The 14,097-nt window shown below is 62.5% G+C and carries 13 protein-coding genes and 1 pseudogene; 7 read left to right on the plus strand and 7 right to left on the minus strand.

All coding sequences use genetic code 11. From position 1 onward, the window contains the following. Positions 1-27: 27 nt before the first annotated feature. From AC07Y2_RS25990 to vimR, 3 genes are all read right to left on the minus strand, one after another. The gene (locus AC07Y2_RS25990) at positions 28-1,410 is read right to left on the minus strand and encodes an MFS transporter (RefSeq protein ID WP_074689708.1); all 1,383 of its coding nucleotides are present in this window, start codon (positions 1,408-1,410) and stop codon (positions 28-30) included. A 126-nt stretch (positions 1,411-1,536) separates the two neighbouring features. Further along, positions 1,537-2,271 carry an ArsR/SmtB family transcription factor gene (locus AC07Y2_RS25995; RefSeq protein WP_039773229.1) on the minus strand — a complete coding sequence of 245 codons (735 nt, stop codon included), beginning with the start codon at positions 2,269-2,271 and terminating at the stop codon, positions 1,537-1,539. Positions 2,272-2,576: 305 nt separating this feature from the next. Continuing rightward, the gene (vimR, locus tag AC07Y2_RS26000; RefSeq protein WP_039773231.1) at positions 2,577-3,506 is read right to left on the minus strand and encodes a transcription regulator VimR; all 930 of its coding nucleotides are present in this window, start codon (positions 3,504-3,506) and stop codon (positions 2,577-2,579) included. 117 nt (positions 3,507-3,623) lie between these two features. On the opposite strand from vimR, the gene AC07Y2_RS26005 reads away from it, so the two are divergent. The 3 genes from AC07Y2_RS26005 (at position 3,624) to AC07Y2_RS26015 (ending at position 5,303) form a co-directional block, all read left to right on the plus strand. Further along, complete coding sequence (locus AC07Y2_RS26005; protein WP_011332308.1) at positions 3,624-3,917, plus strand: putative quinol monooxygenase; 294 nt, start codon at positions 3,624-3,626, stop codon at positions 3,915-3,917. 32 nt (positions 3,918-3,949) lie between these two features. After that, the gene (locus AC07Y2_RS26010) at positions 3,950-4,963 is read left to right on the plus strand and encodes a zinc-binding alcohol dehydrogenase family protein (protein WP_103387208.1); all 1,014 of its coding nucleotides are present in this window, start codon (positions 3,950-3,952) and stop codon (positions 4,961-4,963) included. Positions 4,964-5,129: 166 nt separating this feature from the next. After that, on the plus strand, positions 5,130-5,303 hold the full coding sequence (locus tag AC07Y2_RS26015) for a hypothetical protein (protein WP_166742328.1): 174 nt from the start codon (positions 5,130-5,132) through the stop codon (positions 5,301-5,303). 10 nt (positions 5,304-5,313) lie between these two features. Here the strand turns inward: AC07Y2_RS26015 and AC07Y2_RS26020 are convergent, their stop codons facing one another. Together AC07Y2_RS26020 and AC07Y2_RS26025 are read right to left on the minus strand one after the other, a co-directional pair. Next, on the minus strand, positions 5,314-6,516 hold the full coding sequence (locus AC07Y2_RS26020) for a multidrug effflux MFS transporter (RefSeq protein ID WP_103387209.1): 1,203 nt from the start codon (positions 6,514-6,516) through the stop codon (positions 5,314-5,316). A gap of 103 nt (positions 6,517-6,619) precedes the next feature. Then, on the minus strand, positions 6,620-6,817 hold the full coding sequence (locus AC07Y2_RS26025; protein WP_074689706.1) for a cation transporter: 198 nt from the start codon (positions 6,815-6,817) through the stop codon (positions 6,620-6,622). Between the two features lie 148 nt (positions 6,818-6,965). On the opposite strand from AC07Y2_RS26025, the gene AC07Y2_RS26030 reads away from it, so the two are divergent. From AC07Y2_RS26030 to cueR, 3 genes are all read left to right on the plus strand, one after another. Further along, the gene (locus tag AC07Y2_RS26030; protein ID WP_039773239.1) at positions 6,966-7,349 is read left to right on the plus strand and encodes a hypothetical protein; all 384 of its coding nucleotides are present in this window, start codon (positions 6,966-6,968) and stop codon (positions 7,347-7,349) included. A 225-nt stretch (positions 7,350-7,574) separates the two neighbouring features. Further along, the gene (locus AC07Y2_RS26035; protein ID WP_039773241.1) at positions 7,575-9,968 is read left to right on the plus strand and encodes a heavy metal translocating P-type ATPase; all 2,394 of its coding nucleotides are present in this window, start codon (positions 7,575-7,577) and stop codon (positions 9,966-9,968) included. After that, positions 9,965-10,378 carry a Cu(I)-responsive transcriptional regulator gene (gene cueR, locus AC07Y2_RS26040; RefSeq protein ID WP_007958485.1) on the plus strand — a complete coding sequence of 138 codons (414 nt, stop codon included), beginning with the start codon at positions 9,965-9,967 and terminating at the stop codon, positions 10,376-10,378. Before AC07Y2_RS26035 ends, cueR begins: the two co-directional genes overlap by 4 nt. Here cueR and AC07Y2_RS26045 read toward each other — a convergent pair. Both AC07Y2_RS26045 and AC07Y2_RS26050 read right to left on the minus strand, forming a co-directional pair. Further along, entirely contained in the window at positions 10,332-11,549 is a 1,218-nt protein-coding gene (locus AC07Y2_RS26045) for an MFS transporter (RefSeq protein ID WP_039773243.1), read from the minus strand. The genes cueR and AC07Y2_RS26045 overlap by 47 nt on opposite strands. A gap of 56 nt (positions 11,550-11,605) precedes the next feature. Beyond that, positions 11,606-12,502: a PA4780 family RIO1-like protein kinase gene (locus AC07Y2_RS26050; protein ID WP_011332300.1), complete on the minus strand. Its 897-nt coding sequence runs from the start codon at positions 12,500-12,502 to the stop codon at positions 11,606-11,608. Positions 12,503-13,098: 596 nt separating this feature from the next. Here AC07Y2_RS26050 and AC07Y2_RS26055 point away from each other — a divergent pair. Next, positions 13,099-14,031: pseudogene (locus tag AC07Y2_RS26055) on the plus strand (cache domain-containing sensor histidine kinase); the annotation flags it as partial. Between the last annotated feature and the right edge of the window lie 66 nt (positions 14,032-14,097).

A 14,097-nucleotide genomic window follows, 5' to 3' on the forward strand; every position in this document is an offset into this window, starting at 1 on the left:
CCCCCCCGCTCCCACAGGGTGCTGTATTCAGCTGAGCATCTCGGTTTCAGTCAGCTCTTCCAGGGTTTTACCCCGCGTCTCCATCCCGAACAGCCACACCACCCCCGCCGCAATCGCAAAGCACAGCGCTCCCAGCGCAAATACCCCGCCCTGCCCGGTGATCGGGAACACCAGCCCGGTGACCAACGGCCCGAGCAGCGAACCCACGCGCCCGATAGCCGAGGCGAACCCCGACCCCGTCGCCCGCGCCGAGGTCGGATACAGTTCCGGCGTGTAGGTGTAGAGCACCGCCCACATGCCGAACAGGAAAAACTGCATCAACAGCCCCGTGCCGATCAGCAGCGCCACGTTGCCGCCGAACACTGCGCTCTGCCCGTATAGAAACGCCATCACCCCGCCGCCGAGTAGCGTGACGATGCACACCGGCTTGCGTCCCCAGCGCTCCACCAGCCAGGCCGCCATCAGGAAACCGGGAATCCCGCCGAGGGAAATCAGCACCGTGTAATACACCGACTGGGTGACCGCAAACCCCGACTGTTGCAGCAGCGCGCTGAGCCAGGAGGTCAGGCCGTAGAAGCCGAGCAGCGCGAAGAACCAAAGGCTCCAGATCATCGTCGTGCGCTGGCGATACTGCGGAGACCAGATCTGTTTGAGCGCCGAAAGGAAATGGCCCGGCGGGGTCACACTACGTGGCAGACGAACCGGCGCCGGCAATGCAGCACCGCCCAGCGATGCCTGTACCCGCGCCTCGATGCCGCACAAAACCTTGTCCGCTGCGTCATGTTTGCCGGCCTGTTCCAGCCAGCGCGGCGACTCGGGAATGAAAAAGCGGATCGCCAGCACGAACACCGCCGGCACCGCCAACACCAGAAAGATGTCGCGCCAGCCAATCAACGGCAGCAGGAAATACGACAGCACGCCCGCCGCGACAAAACCCAGCGGCCAGAAGCCGTCCATCAAGGCGATATAGCGACCCCGACGCTGGGCAGGGATCAACTCCGACAACATCGACTGAGCAATCGGAAACTCCATGCCCATGCCGATTCCCAGCAGGATGCGAAACAGCGTCAGGCTTTCGACCGTCTGCGCCGTGGAGCACAGGTAACTGGCCAGCCCCCACAGGACGATGCTCCACTGGAACACCGGTTTTCGGCCGAATCGATCAGCCAGCATCCCGGACAGCGACGCCCCCAGCACCATGCCGAAAAAGCTCGAACTGGCCAGCAGACCAGCCTCGGCGCTGCTCAGGCCGAACTCGGCTTTGATCGAGCCGAGCAGGAAGGTCATCATCGCCAGATCCATGGAGTCGAAGAAAAACGCCAGGGCGATGATGATAAAGATGATCCGGTGATAACCGCTGACTGGCAGGCGCTCCAGTCGATCTGCCGCGCTGTAGTTTCCCGTGTCCATGCCACCTCCTCAATCCGAAAAGTCCCCGGATCGAGTGTGCGCGATAGCGGTTGCGCGCCTGTGCCAGATGCGACTTGTTCGCAGCCGTTGACGACGTTCAGGAGTACATCCGTGGAAGAAAGCGCTCTATAACGCCATTTCCAGCTCAGTTTCACAGGCAAATCGATGAATTTCCCGCTGGCCCGCCGCCGTCAGTTGCAAAGCACGGGAGTCCTTGGGCAGCACCAGCCAGCCCGACTGCATGAACAGCTGCAACAACGCCGCTCCCAGCGAGCCTCCCATGTGCGGACGACGCTCGCTCCAGTCCGGACAGGCACAAGCCACCTGGGCATTGCGATGGGCCAGCGCCTGGATGTAGACCCCGCGCCCGGCCAGTTGTGTCGAGCCTTTGTGCGTCACGACCACCCGGTTTTCAAGCTGCTCGATCCAGCCGGCGTCGAGCATCCGCTGGTACAGATCGGCGGCCAGCGTGCCCCCGAGATGGTCGTCGCAAAACCGCGCACGCAGCAGTGACGAAGGAGCGGCCTGGGGCCTGACGACCGGCGAGGCACGCTTGAACACGTCGGGGATTTCTCGCGGGGCGCTGGCCAGGGTGGCACTGGCCAGCGCTTCGATGGCCGCGCCGATTTCGGGAGCCGCCAGACGAAAGAAGCGTTTGCGTCCGCGCGCCTCGACCTTCAACAGCCCCCCAGCGGACAAGCGCCCCAGATGCGCGCTGGCTGACGAAGGCGAAAGCCCGGCCAGCAACGCCAGCTCCTCGGTCTGCCGCGCCGAGCCGTCCATCAACGCCCACATCATCGCGCTGCGTTTGGGATCGGCCAGCAACGTGGCGATCTGGCTGATGCAAGGTGCATGTTCCATGTATTCACTCCCTGTTGAATCGTATCGTCTACTGCTCATAGACATCTTGACCAGTAATCAGTCGTCAGCCAAGGCGCGCAAAACGCCTTGAGCCGAGGCAAGGCAGCGCGCCGCAGCAAGGAAACCGCAGTACTGTCGCGACCCTCGTTCCTGCCTCGCCGGTTCCGGTCTGATCGTTCTCTTGCCGGCCTGTCGGTGCGGGCTTCAGGCGGTCGCTAGTATAAGCGGGTTGCTCGCTGCGTCCTGCGCCTGAGTGGACGTGGTTGGTGATTGTTCCTGAGAGAAATTTCGCTATTTACCTGCGACTAATGGTCAGACTCCTGAAAAACGGGAAATCGGCTACTCAATTCGGCGCAACGGCTGGCGAGCATTTCCCTCAGAAGGTTCACCGGCTTACTCAATTGTGCGCGATGGGCGCACAGCAGATTCAGCGGAGCGCGTTCGCAGAGCAGCTCCGGCAACAACACTTTCAGCCGCCCCGCCAGCACATCACCGGCCACATCCAGCCACGACTTGTAGGCGATCCCGGCTCCCGCCACCGCCCACAGGCGCACCACATCGGCGTCGTCACTGAAGCGGTCGCCACTGACGGTCAGGCTGACCTCACGCTTGCCATCGTGGAAACTCCAGTGGTCATGCACCCGGCCACCGAGCATGTACAGCAGACAGTTGTGCTGCGCGAGCTGCTCCAGATGCAGCGGCTCGCCGTGCCTAGCCAGGTAGGCGGGCGATGCGCACAGCACACGTCGGTTGTGCGGGGCAATCGGCAACGCCACCAGACTGGAGTCTTCCGGCTCGCCGTAGCGCAAGGCGATGTCCACCGGCTGGCGAAACAGGTCGGCGATGCGATCGCCCAACAACAGGCGCACGGTCAGCTTCGGATGCTCGCGCTGAAAGTCATCGAGCCACGGCAACAGCAGGTTACGGCCAAAATCCGAAGGCGCCGACAGTTGCAGAATGCCGCTGACCTGGTCCTGCCCGCTGGCCAGCAGGCGGCGCCCCTCATCCAGGTTGCTCAACGCAGCGCGGGCGTACTCAAGAAACCCTTCACCTTCGGCCGTCAGCCGCAGACTGCGGGTGGAGCGTGCCAACAAACGCGCGCCCAGTTGCTGCTCGATCCGCTTGAGCGCGGCGCTGGCCACCGCGGCGGACATGTCCATCACCCGCGCCGCAGCCGACAGACTGCCCAGATCCGCCGCCCGGACAAACAACTGCAAGTCATCGAAACGCAGCATCCTCAGCCTCGATTATCAAAAAAAAATTGAAAGAGACTGCTCTTTTAGCCGGTTTTATCTCGGGCAGAAATAGCCAATCATGCCTTCCATCGAATTCATCCCGTCCCGGAGTCGAACATGTCCCAGCCTTTCACCGCCATTGCCACCCTGATCGCCCGACCTGGCCAGCAGGACGCTCTCGAACAGCACCTGCGCGCCCTGATCGAACCGACCCGCGCCGAAGCGGGTTGCGGTCAGTACGAACTGCATCAGGACCTGGCCAATCCACTGGCCTTCTACATGATCGAACAGTGGGCCAGCGACGAAGCCCTGCAAGCCCACGATGCCAGCGCGCATATCCAGCATTTCCGCAGCCAGGCCGAGGCGTTCCTCGAACACTTCGAACTCAAGCGCCTGCGCGTCATCGCCTGAAACCTTCCTTTTATTCACTTTCGGAGTTCTCCATGAAAGCCATCGCCTATTACGCCTCGCTCCCGATCAGCGACGAAAAATCCCTGCAAGACATCGAACTGCCAGAACCGGTAGCCGGCCCCCGCGACCTGCTGGTGGAAGTCAAAGCGATTTCGGTCAACCCGGTCGACACCAAGGTTCGCCAGAACGTCGCACCGGAAGGCGGCGCCGCCAAGGTACTGGGCTGGGACGTGGCCGGTGTGGTCAAGGCCGTCGGTAGTGAAGTGACCCTGTTCAAGGCCGGCGACAAGGTGTTCTACGCCGGCTCCATTGCCCGGGCCGGTGGCAACAGCGAATTGCACGTGGTGGATGAGCGGATTGTCGGCCACATGCCGAAAACCCTCGGCTTCGCCGAAGCTGCCGCCTTGCCGCTGACCGCCATTACGGCGTGGGAATTGTTGTTCGAACGCCTGCAGATTCGCGAAGGCAACACTGACGAAGGCCAGAGCCTGCTGATCGTCGGCGCGGCCGGCGGCGTCGGTTCGATCCTCACCCAACTGGCCAGCCAGTTGACCGGACTCAAGGTGATCGGCACCGCCTCCCGCCCTGAGACCCGCGACTGGGTGACCGATTTGGGCGCTGACCTGGTGATCGATCACAGCCAGCCGTTGAGCGAAGAACTGAAACGCGCCGGTGTGGCCCACGTGACCCACGTCGCCAGCCTGACCCAGACCGAACAGCACCTGGACCAACTGGTCGAGGCTCTGGCGCCACAAGGCAAACTGGCGCTGATCGACGATCCGAAGGCGCTGGACGTGACCAAACTCAAGCGCAAGAGCCTGTCGCTGCACTGGGAGTTCATGTACACCCGCTCGCTGTTCGAAACGCCGGACATGATCGAGCAGCACAAACTGCTCAATCGAGTGGCCGGGCTGATCGACAGCGGCACCTTGAAAACCACGGTCGGCGAGCACTTCGGCACGATCAACGCGAGCAACTTGCGCCGCGCCCATGAATTACTGGAAAGCGGCAAGGCCAAGGGGAAAATTGTTTTAGAAGGTTTCTAAAACACGCAAGACCGCAGCCTTCGTCAGCGCCGCAAGTGGCTGGCTCGGGGGCTGCGGTGTTTTTTTGCCGTCAGTCAGATGCTTGACCCTTGTCACAATTGCGATCGTATTCAGGACTACAATCGAGTCCTCTGCGATGCAATCTTTTACGTACGGGAGGTCAGCAATGAAGATCCTGATAAAAGAAGTGGCAAAGTCCCAATGGCAAGTTCGTCTTGACCAGCACGCCGTGACCTTCCGCAGTGAGGCCGAAGCGCTGGCCTTCACCCGCACCCTCGAAGCGCGTCTGCACGCGCCCCATCAGATTCCCGACCCCGGCCAGCAACGCGCTGTCGGCTGAGGCTTTCGTTTCAGATTTCAGCCTGCGCCTTTGCCAGCGCCCGGGCATTCTGTATGCGCCGGGTGAGCATCGCTGCGCACACCACCAGCAATCCACACAGGCTGATGACGATGGCCATCGGCACGGCGGTGCCATCGTGCAGGATCCCCACCAGCGCCGAAGCCCCGGCGGCAACGCTGAACTGCAGGCTACCGAGCAACGCTGAAGCACTGCCGGCGCGACCGCCCTGCCCGTTCATCGCACACGCCGCCGCATTGGGGCTGATGCAGCCCAGGCTGGCCACGCAGATGAACAATGGAATCAGCAATGGCCAAAGCGCCTCGGTGTGCAAGGCGCTGACCGCGAGCAGCGTCAGCCCGGCGCACAGGTAAACCCAGACCGCCCGTGACAGCAGAAAGGCCGGACCGCGCTTGGCCAGCAGTCGCGCATTGACCTGTGCGACCAGAATGAACCCCGCCGCATTGGTGCCGAACAGCCAGCCGAAATGTTCGGCCGGCACGCCGTACAGTCTGATGAATATGAACGGGGAGCCGGCGATGTAGGCAAACATCCCGGCGATGGCGATGCCGCCGGTCAGGGCATGGCCCATGTAGACAGGATCCGCCAGCAGCCGGCCGTACTGACGCAAAGCGCCGGACAGCGGCTGGCGCGGAACATGCGCCGGCAGACTTTCCGGCAGGCCGAGAGCCACCGCCAGCCCGGCCAAGGCACTGAAACCGGTCAGCACCAGGAAGATCGATTGCCAGCCCGTGGTATTGACCAGCAGACCGCCGAGCATCGGCGCCAGAATCGGTGCCAGCCCCATCACCAGCATCAGCTGCGAAAAGACTTTCGCCGAACCCACCGCATCGCACTTGTCGCTGACCACCGCCCGGGCAATCACCATCCCCGCACAACCGCCCAGCGCCTGCACCAGCCGTGCGCCGATCAGCCAATCCAGATTCGGCGCATAGGCGCAGGCCACTGACGCCAACGTGAACAGCGTCAGACCGATCAGCAACGGAATCCGCCGGCCGAAGCGATCCGCCAACGGCCCGTAAGCCAGTTGGCCAATGGACAGGCCGAAGAAATAGGCCGACAGCGTCAGCTGGACGTGTTTCTCGTCGGTGCCGAACGCCAGCGCCATAGTGGGAAACGCGGGTAGATAGAAGTCGATCGCCAACGGACCGAAGGCGGTCAGGGCACCGAGAATCAGAAGGGTACGGAAGTTCATCAGGCGTCCAGGTCGGGCGGGCAGTTGAGTTGAGTGCAGCCCGACAGTCTAGCCGCGCGAGGACGCCTTGAACATTCCGGTAGCTCGCTAACTATTAAAAAGATCAGGCGAGCTTGATGGCGTAGCCCTCTTCGCTGATCGCCTCGATAACCTGCTCGGCGCTCAGCGCACTTTCGACGCCGACTTCCTTCGCCGCCAGATCGACCCGCACGCTGGCGGCCGGATCCTTGCTCTGCACCGCCAGGGTGACGGCTTTGACACAGTGACCGCAGGACATGCCTTCAACAGTGAACACTTGCATGGAATGACTCCTTTGAGTGAGGTTGCCGGCAGTTTCAGGCTTGCCACGATGGCAAGGTCAAGTTCTGCAAAAAACTGCCGGGCTGGCAATCGGCGCCGCGCTCGGCCAAGCTGCACGCATCAATGACATGAATTCAGGAGATTCAGCCATGCGCTGGTCAGCTTTCAGCCTGTTTGGCTTACTCAGCCTCTTTGCCGCGATCCCTTCGGTGCATGCCGCCGGGGAAGATTACGGGGTGCTGATCATTTCCCGCGAGCGCCTGGAAGTGGCGACCTCCTGCGAAATTGGCGTGTATATCCAGGATCAGCTGTCGGCGCGCCTGTTTCAGGAGCAAAGCACATCGTTCAACCTGCCGCCGGGCAATGTCTCGCTGCGCCTGAAACTGCTGCCGGGACAAATGCCGGGCTGCAACCCGGGCATGCTCGCGCCGGGCTCGCAGGAGATCAAACTGCACGCCGGCGACATCCTGAAATTCCGCATCGCGATGAACCAGGAAGGCATGTACCTCAAGCCGACCGGCCTCGGTTACTAAGGCCTGCCGCTCGTTCCCACGCTCTGCGTGGGAATGCTTCTTGTGACGCTCTGCGTGACGCTCTGCGTCACGCTTTGGGACGCAGAGCGTCCCCGGCTGCATTCCCACGCGGAGCGTGGGAACGATCAGGCGAACAAGCGAGCAGCCGGTAGCGGAAACTGGCGCTTGACCTTGCCAGCATGGCAAGGTTGATCCTGTAGACATCCACTACAGGGAGTACGACCGATGTCCGATTCCATAACGTTCGATCTGCCCATCAGCGGCATGACCTGCGCCAGTTGCGCCGGCCGTGTCGAGCGGGCGTTGAGCAAAGTCAGCGGTGCCAGTGCCGTCAGCGTCAACCTCGCCACCGAACAGGCCCGGGTGCAGGCACCCGGCGACAGCCTGCCGGCGCTGATGGAAGCGGTTGAGCGCGCCGGTTACAGCGTGCCGCAGCAAACCGTGGAATTGAACATCGACGGCATGACCTGCGCTTCGTGCGTCGGTCGCGTCGAACGCGCACTGAACAAAGTACCGGGGGTGAAGAGCGTCAGCGTCAACCTCGCCAATGAACGCGCCCACCTCGAATTGCTCGGCGCGGTCGACCCGCAAACCCTGATCGCCGCCGTGAGCAAGGCCGGTTATTCGGCCAGCCTCTTCGAACTCGAACATCCACAATCCGACAATCGCCAGCAACGCCTGAACCATGAACGCTGGGCGTTGATCTGTGCGATCGCCCTCGCCTTGCCGCTGGTGTTGCCGATGCTGCTGCAACCGTTCGGCATTCACTGGATGCTCCCAGCCTGGGCGCAGTTCGCCCTCGCCACCCCGGTGCAATTCATTTTCGGCGCGCGGTTTTATGTGGCCGCGTGGAAAGCCGTGCGCGCCGGCGCCGGCAACATGGACTTGCTGGTAGCGCTGGGCACGAGCGCCGGATATGGCCTGAGTCTCTACGAATGGGCCACCGCCGACGGGCGCATGCCGCATCTGTATTTCGAAGCGTCGGCGGTAGTCATCGCTCTGGTGCTGCTCGGCAAATACCTCGAAAGCCGCGCCAAACGCCAGACCGCCAGCGCCATTCGCGCACTGGAAGCCCTGCGGCCGGAGCGGGCGATTCAAGTCATCGATGGTCGCGAACAGGACGTCGCGATCAACACCCTTCGCCTTGGCGATCGGGTATTGGTCAAACCCGGTGAACGCTTCCCGGTGGACGGCGAGGTGCTGGAGGGCCAGAGCCATGCCGACGAAGCGCTGATCAGCGGCGAAAGCCTGCCGGTGCCTAAACAGCCGGGCGACAAGGTCACCGGCGGTGCGATCAATGGCGAAGGCCGCTTGCTGGTGAGCACCACGGCGCTCGGTGCGGAAAGCGTGCTGGCGCGGATCATCCGTCTGGTGGAGGACGCCCAGGCTGCGAAAGCACCGATCCAGAAACTGGTGGATAAGGTCAGTCAGGTGTTCGTACCGACCGTGTTGCTGCTGGCCCTGGCCACGCTGATCGGATGGTGGCTGTACGGCGCGCCGCTGGAAACCGCGTTGATCAACGCCGTCGCGGTGCTGGTGATCGCCTGCCCGTGTGCCCTCGGTCTGGCGACACCTACCGCGATCATGGCCGGTACTGGAGTGGCCGCCCGTCACGGGATTTTGATTAAGGACGCCGAGGCACTGGAACGTGCCCATGAAGTCAGCGCCGTGGTATTCGACAAGACTGGCACCCTGACCTCCGGCACGCCGCGCATCGCGCATTTCAGCGCAATCGACGGTGACGAAAACGCCCTGCTGACAGCGGCCGGTGCGCTGCAACGCGGCAGCGAACATCCGCTGGCCAAAGCGGTGCTGGATGCCTGTGCCGAACGCCATCTGAGCGTGCCGGATGTCAGCGACAGCCAGTCCCTGACCGGGCGCGGCATCGCCGGCAGCCTCTACGGCCGGCGCCTGGCGCTGGGCAACCGGCGCTTGCTGGAAGAAAGCGGTCTGAACGCCGGAAACCTGAGCGAATCCGCCAAGGCCTGGGAAACCGAAGGTCGCACGCTGTCGTGGCTGATCGAGCAAAGTCCGCAGCCCCGCGTGCTAGGGCTGTTCGCCTTCGGCGACACCCTCAAGCCCGGCGCGCTGCACGCGGTGCAACAACTGGCCGCCCAGCACATCCACAGCCACCTGCTGACCGGCGACAACCGCGGCAGTGCCCGGGTGGTTGCCGAAGCGCTGGGCATCGAAAACGTCCACGCCGAAGTGCTGCCGGCGGAAAAAGCCGCCACCGTCGCCGAGCTGAAGAAAACCGGGGTCGTGGCCATGGTCGGCGACGGCATCAACGACGCACCGGCGCTGGCGGCGGCCGACATCGGCATCGCCATGGGCGGCGGCACCGACGTGGCCATGCACGCCGCCGGCATCACCCTGATGCGCGGCGACCCAAGGCTGGTGCCGGCCGCGCTGGAGATCAGCCGCAAGACTTACGCGAAGATCCGCCAGAACCTGTTCTGGGCCTTCGTCTACAACCTGATCGGCATTCCGCTGGCGGCGTTCGGCTTTCTCAATCCGGTGCTGGCCGGCGCGGCAATGGCCTTATCGAGCGTCAGCGTGGTGAGCAATGCGCTACTGTTGAAAACCTGGAAACCCGAGGATCTGGAGGACAACCGATGAACATCGGCCAAGCGGCCCGCCACAGTGGCCTGAGCGCAAAGATGATCCGTTATTACGAGTCGATCGGTCTGCTCAAGGCTGCTCATCGCACCGACAGCGGCTATCGCGTCTACGGTGACGATGACCTGCACACGCTGGCATTCATCAAGCGTTCGCGGGACCTGGGCTTTTCGCTGGAGGAAGTCGGCAAACTGCTGACGCTCTGGCAGGATCGCCAGCGCGCCAGCGCCGATGTGAAGGCCCTGGCCCGCCAGCACATCGACGAGCTGAATCAGAAGATCCGCGAACTCGGCGAACTGCGCGACACCCTGCAGGATCTGGTCGAGCACTGCCACGGCGACCATCGCCCGGACTGCCCGATCCTCAAGGAACTGGCGTCGGGCTGCTGCGCGCAACCCGCGCGCGCCTGAGCAGCAGGATTTTCATCGACAGCACTGTGGCGAGGGGAATGCCGTGGAACAACAACACCACGGCGCCCGGCGCCCACCACTCATAAAACGGTGCGGCGATCAGCATGCCGACGCCGAACCCGGTCATCTGCAACAGCGTCAGGAAACTGAAAATCGGCAGGCGCAGGGGCTCCGGTTCCCGTTGCAGCCGTGACATCAGGCCGACTTCCGAGAACCCGTCGCCCAGTCCGGCCGGCAGCGAAAACAGCAACAGACCGACGACGCTGTGCTGCTGGAACATCAGGATGAAGCCGCAGGACATCAGCAGCACGCCGCCGAAGTAGCGGCGCTCCAGATGAATGTTTTCCGAGCCGTTGAGGCGACTGGCGATCCGCGCACCGAGCAGTTTGCCGGCGGCCCACACTGCGAGCATCAGGCCCAGCGTGGTGCTCGCCGAGTCCGGTGTCAGCAGTTTGGAAATGATCGGAAAACCGACGTTGTGCGCAGCGCTGCCAAGGGTGTCGGCCATGGTCACCGCCAGCATCGCCGCAACTACCGGAGCGCTGCGCAAGCCCTGGACCAAGGCTGACCATTCGCTGCGCTCAGCGCTGGATTCGTTGACGGGCTCCGGTGCGCTGAAGCGCAACGGCGCGATCAACAGCGCCGCCAGCAGATAGGTCAGCGCATTCAGCACAAACACCGTTTCAAAACCAAACCCCGCGACCAGCAACCCGGACACCAGACTGCCGCCGACCATCGCCATGGACGAGGCGGACGTAATCCACGCATTGGTCTTGAGCAACTGCGCCGGCTCGATCAATCGCGGCAACTGACTGTTGAGACCGATGGCGAACATCGAATTGCCAAAGCCCAATCCGAACGCAATCAGCGGCAGCAACAGCGCCTGCTGACTGACCGGCAAGATGAGCAACAGCCCGAGCACAGCGGCGCGCAGCAGATCGAAGGCAATCAACGGCAGACGGCCACTGCATCGACGATAAAACGCCGTGCCGATCAGGCTGGCGAAAATTCCGCCGCCCACCCGACTGGCGAGAAAAATCCCCACGCTCATCGCGCTGTTGCTCAGCAGGTAGACATAAGTGGCCAGCGCAACCATGTTGAGGAACGCGCCGAAATCGGAGATCAGCCGCGCCGTGATGATCAGCCGGGCATTGCGGGAAGTGGTGGTCACAATCAATCCTTGAATGTGTAAAACCCGGCCGAAGCCGGGTTTTCCTTTTCAGATGCTCACTGCATCCACGGTGGCGGAGGCGGTTCGTCGGACTTGCCCTTGGGTTCGTCGTCCGCCGCACGGATGGCTTGCTTGCGCTCCTCATCCAGACGCGCCGCTTCGATCTCGCGCAACACCCCGCCGACATCGGCCAGGTCCTCGGGATCGTCGAACTCGCCGGTCAGCACGCTGGCCGGGTGCAACGTACCCGCTTCGTACAACGCCCACATTTCCTTGGCGTATTTGGTCTTCTTCAACTCCGGGGCGAACCGGCCGAAGTACGACGCCATGTTGCCGACGTCACGCTCGAGCATGCTGAACGCGTGGTTGTTGCCGGCGGCGTCCACCGCTTGCGGCAGGTCGATGATGACCGGCCCCGTCGGCGTCAGCAGCACGTTGAACTCCGAGAGGTCACCGTGCACCAGACCGGTACACAACATCAGCACGATCTGCGAAATCAGGAACGCGTGATATTCGCGGGCCTGATCCGGCTCCAGCACCACATCGTTCAGACGCGGCGCGGCATCGCCGTATTCATCGGCCACCAGTTCCATCAGCAGCACGCCTTCGAGGAAGTCGTACGGCTTGGGCACGCGCACCCCGGCGTTGGCCAGGCGGAACAGCGCCGCGACTTCGGCGTTCTGCCAGGCGTCTTCGGCTTCCTTGCGCCCGAACTTGGAACCCTTGGCCATCGCCCGGGCCTGTCGGCTGTTACGAACCTTGCGGCCTTCCTGATACTCGGCCGCCTGGCGGAAACTGCGTTTGTTCGCCTCCTTGTAGACCTTTGCGCAACGTAACTGATTGCCGCAGCGCACCACATAAACAGCTGCTTCTTTGCCACTCATGAGTGGACGCAGCACTTCGTCGACCAGACCGTCCTCGATCAGGGGTTCAATGCGTTTTGGAGTCTTCATCAGCTTTTATTGTGGGTCCTTTATTACCAAACACGCGAATGTCACTCGTTATACGGCAATCCTCGCATCACGGGGAGGGGTTGCCGACCTGTGAACCTGTGGATGCACACACTGTGCCGGATAAACCGGGCCGATCCGCCGCTTTATCGACCGCTGCGAATCATAGCCGAGGCTGTCGAAGTTGTTGGCGACAGGACTTGAGGGCATTTGCGACAGAATCTGACATCCCGCCGCACACAGCTCGTAAGAATTTTCTCTTCCGGCCTCAATTTCCCTCTTCATCAGCCGATTTCCTCTGAGACAGAGGAACTTGTCCGACAATCGTTCCAAAAAAATGTCGATGTCGCACCCAAGGAAACGGGTGAGAAATAGGTTTTTCGGCTGCCAATAACCGCGAGTCATCTGCACTGCGTGGGCCTACAAGAAAATCTGGAGCGCGGATGAACATCAAACAGAAGTTGACCTGGGCGTTTGCAATCATCGCCTGCTTGCCCGTGGTGCTGGTCGCCACGCTGGTGGTACTGAACCTGCGCAGCGATGCCCGGGACGATTTTGTCGACAGCAGCGGGCGCGAGATCCGTCAGGTCAGCAATGCCATGCAGCTGTTTTTCGACGGCATCAGCCAGAACGTCGATTACCTGGCGGCGCAGCCGTTGGTGAAGAACGCGGACGGCAGCGTTCGCAGCCGCATGAGCGCCAACGCCGCCGATACCTCCGATGGCGAGATCGACAAGCAACTGTTTGCACTGTTCGAGGGGCTGGCCAAATCCCACCCGGCCTACTCCTACGTCTCCTATGGATTGAACAGCGGCGGCTATGCCTTCTGGCCGGGCGATCCGAAGATGGCCAACTACGACCCGCGCACCCGCCCCTGGTACAAGACGGCCATGGCCAACCCGGGCAAGACCCTGCGCACCGAGGCCTATTACTGGGCCGGCGACGACGCGGTTCTGGTCAGCACCGTGCGCGCGGTCGCCAACCAGTTGGGCGCCCAGGGTGGCGTGGTCAACATTGACGTGTCGCTCAAGCAACTGACTGAGATCGTCAAACAGATCAAGCTCGGTGAAAGCGGTTACCTGATGCTGATGGAAAACACCGGCACGGTGCTGGTCGATCCGAAGCAACCGGAGCACAACTTCAAACGACTCGACAGCCTCGGCGACGGCTACGCGCAACTGGCCAAGGCCGGCAAAGGCCTGGTTGACATCGAGATCAACGGCGAGCGCTACATGGCCAATGTCTGGCCCTCGGATCAACTGGGCTGGACCTTCATCGGCCTGATCAAACAGAACGAAGTGATGAGTTCCGCCACCCAACTGACCTGGCTGATCGCAATCATTGCGGCCGTGCTGGCGGTGTTTTTCGCGGTGGTCGGTGCCAGTTTCGCCAGCCTCATCGTGCGGCCGATCCGCAGCGTGGCCAGCGGTCTGGAAGGCATCGCCCAGGGCGAAGGCGACCTGACCAAGAGCCTCGACATCCGTGGCAGCGACGAAACTGCGCAACTGGCCAACTGGTTCAACCAGTTCCTCACCGCGATCCGCAGCCTGATCCAGCATATCGGCGGCGCGGCCGGGAAAATCCTCGCCACTTCGCAG

This window comes from Pseudomonas sp. GW456-12-1-14-TSB6 (assembly GCF_059424205.1).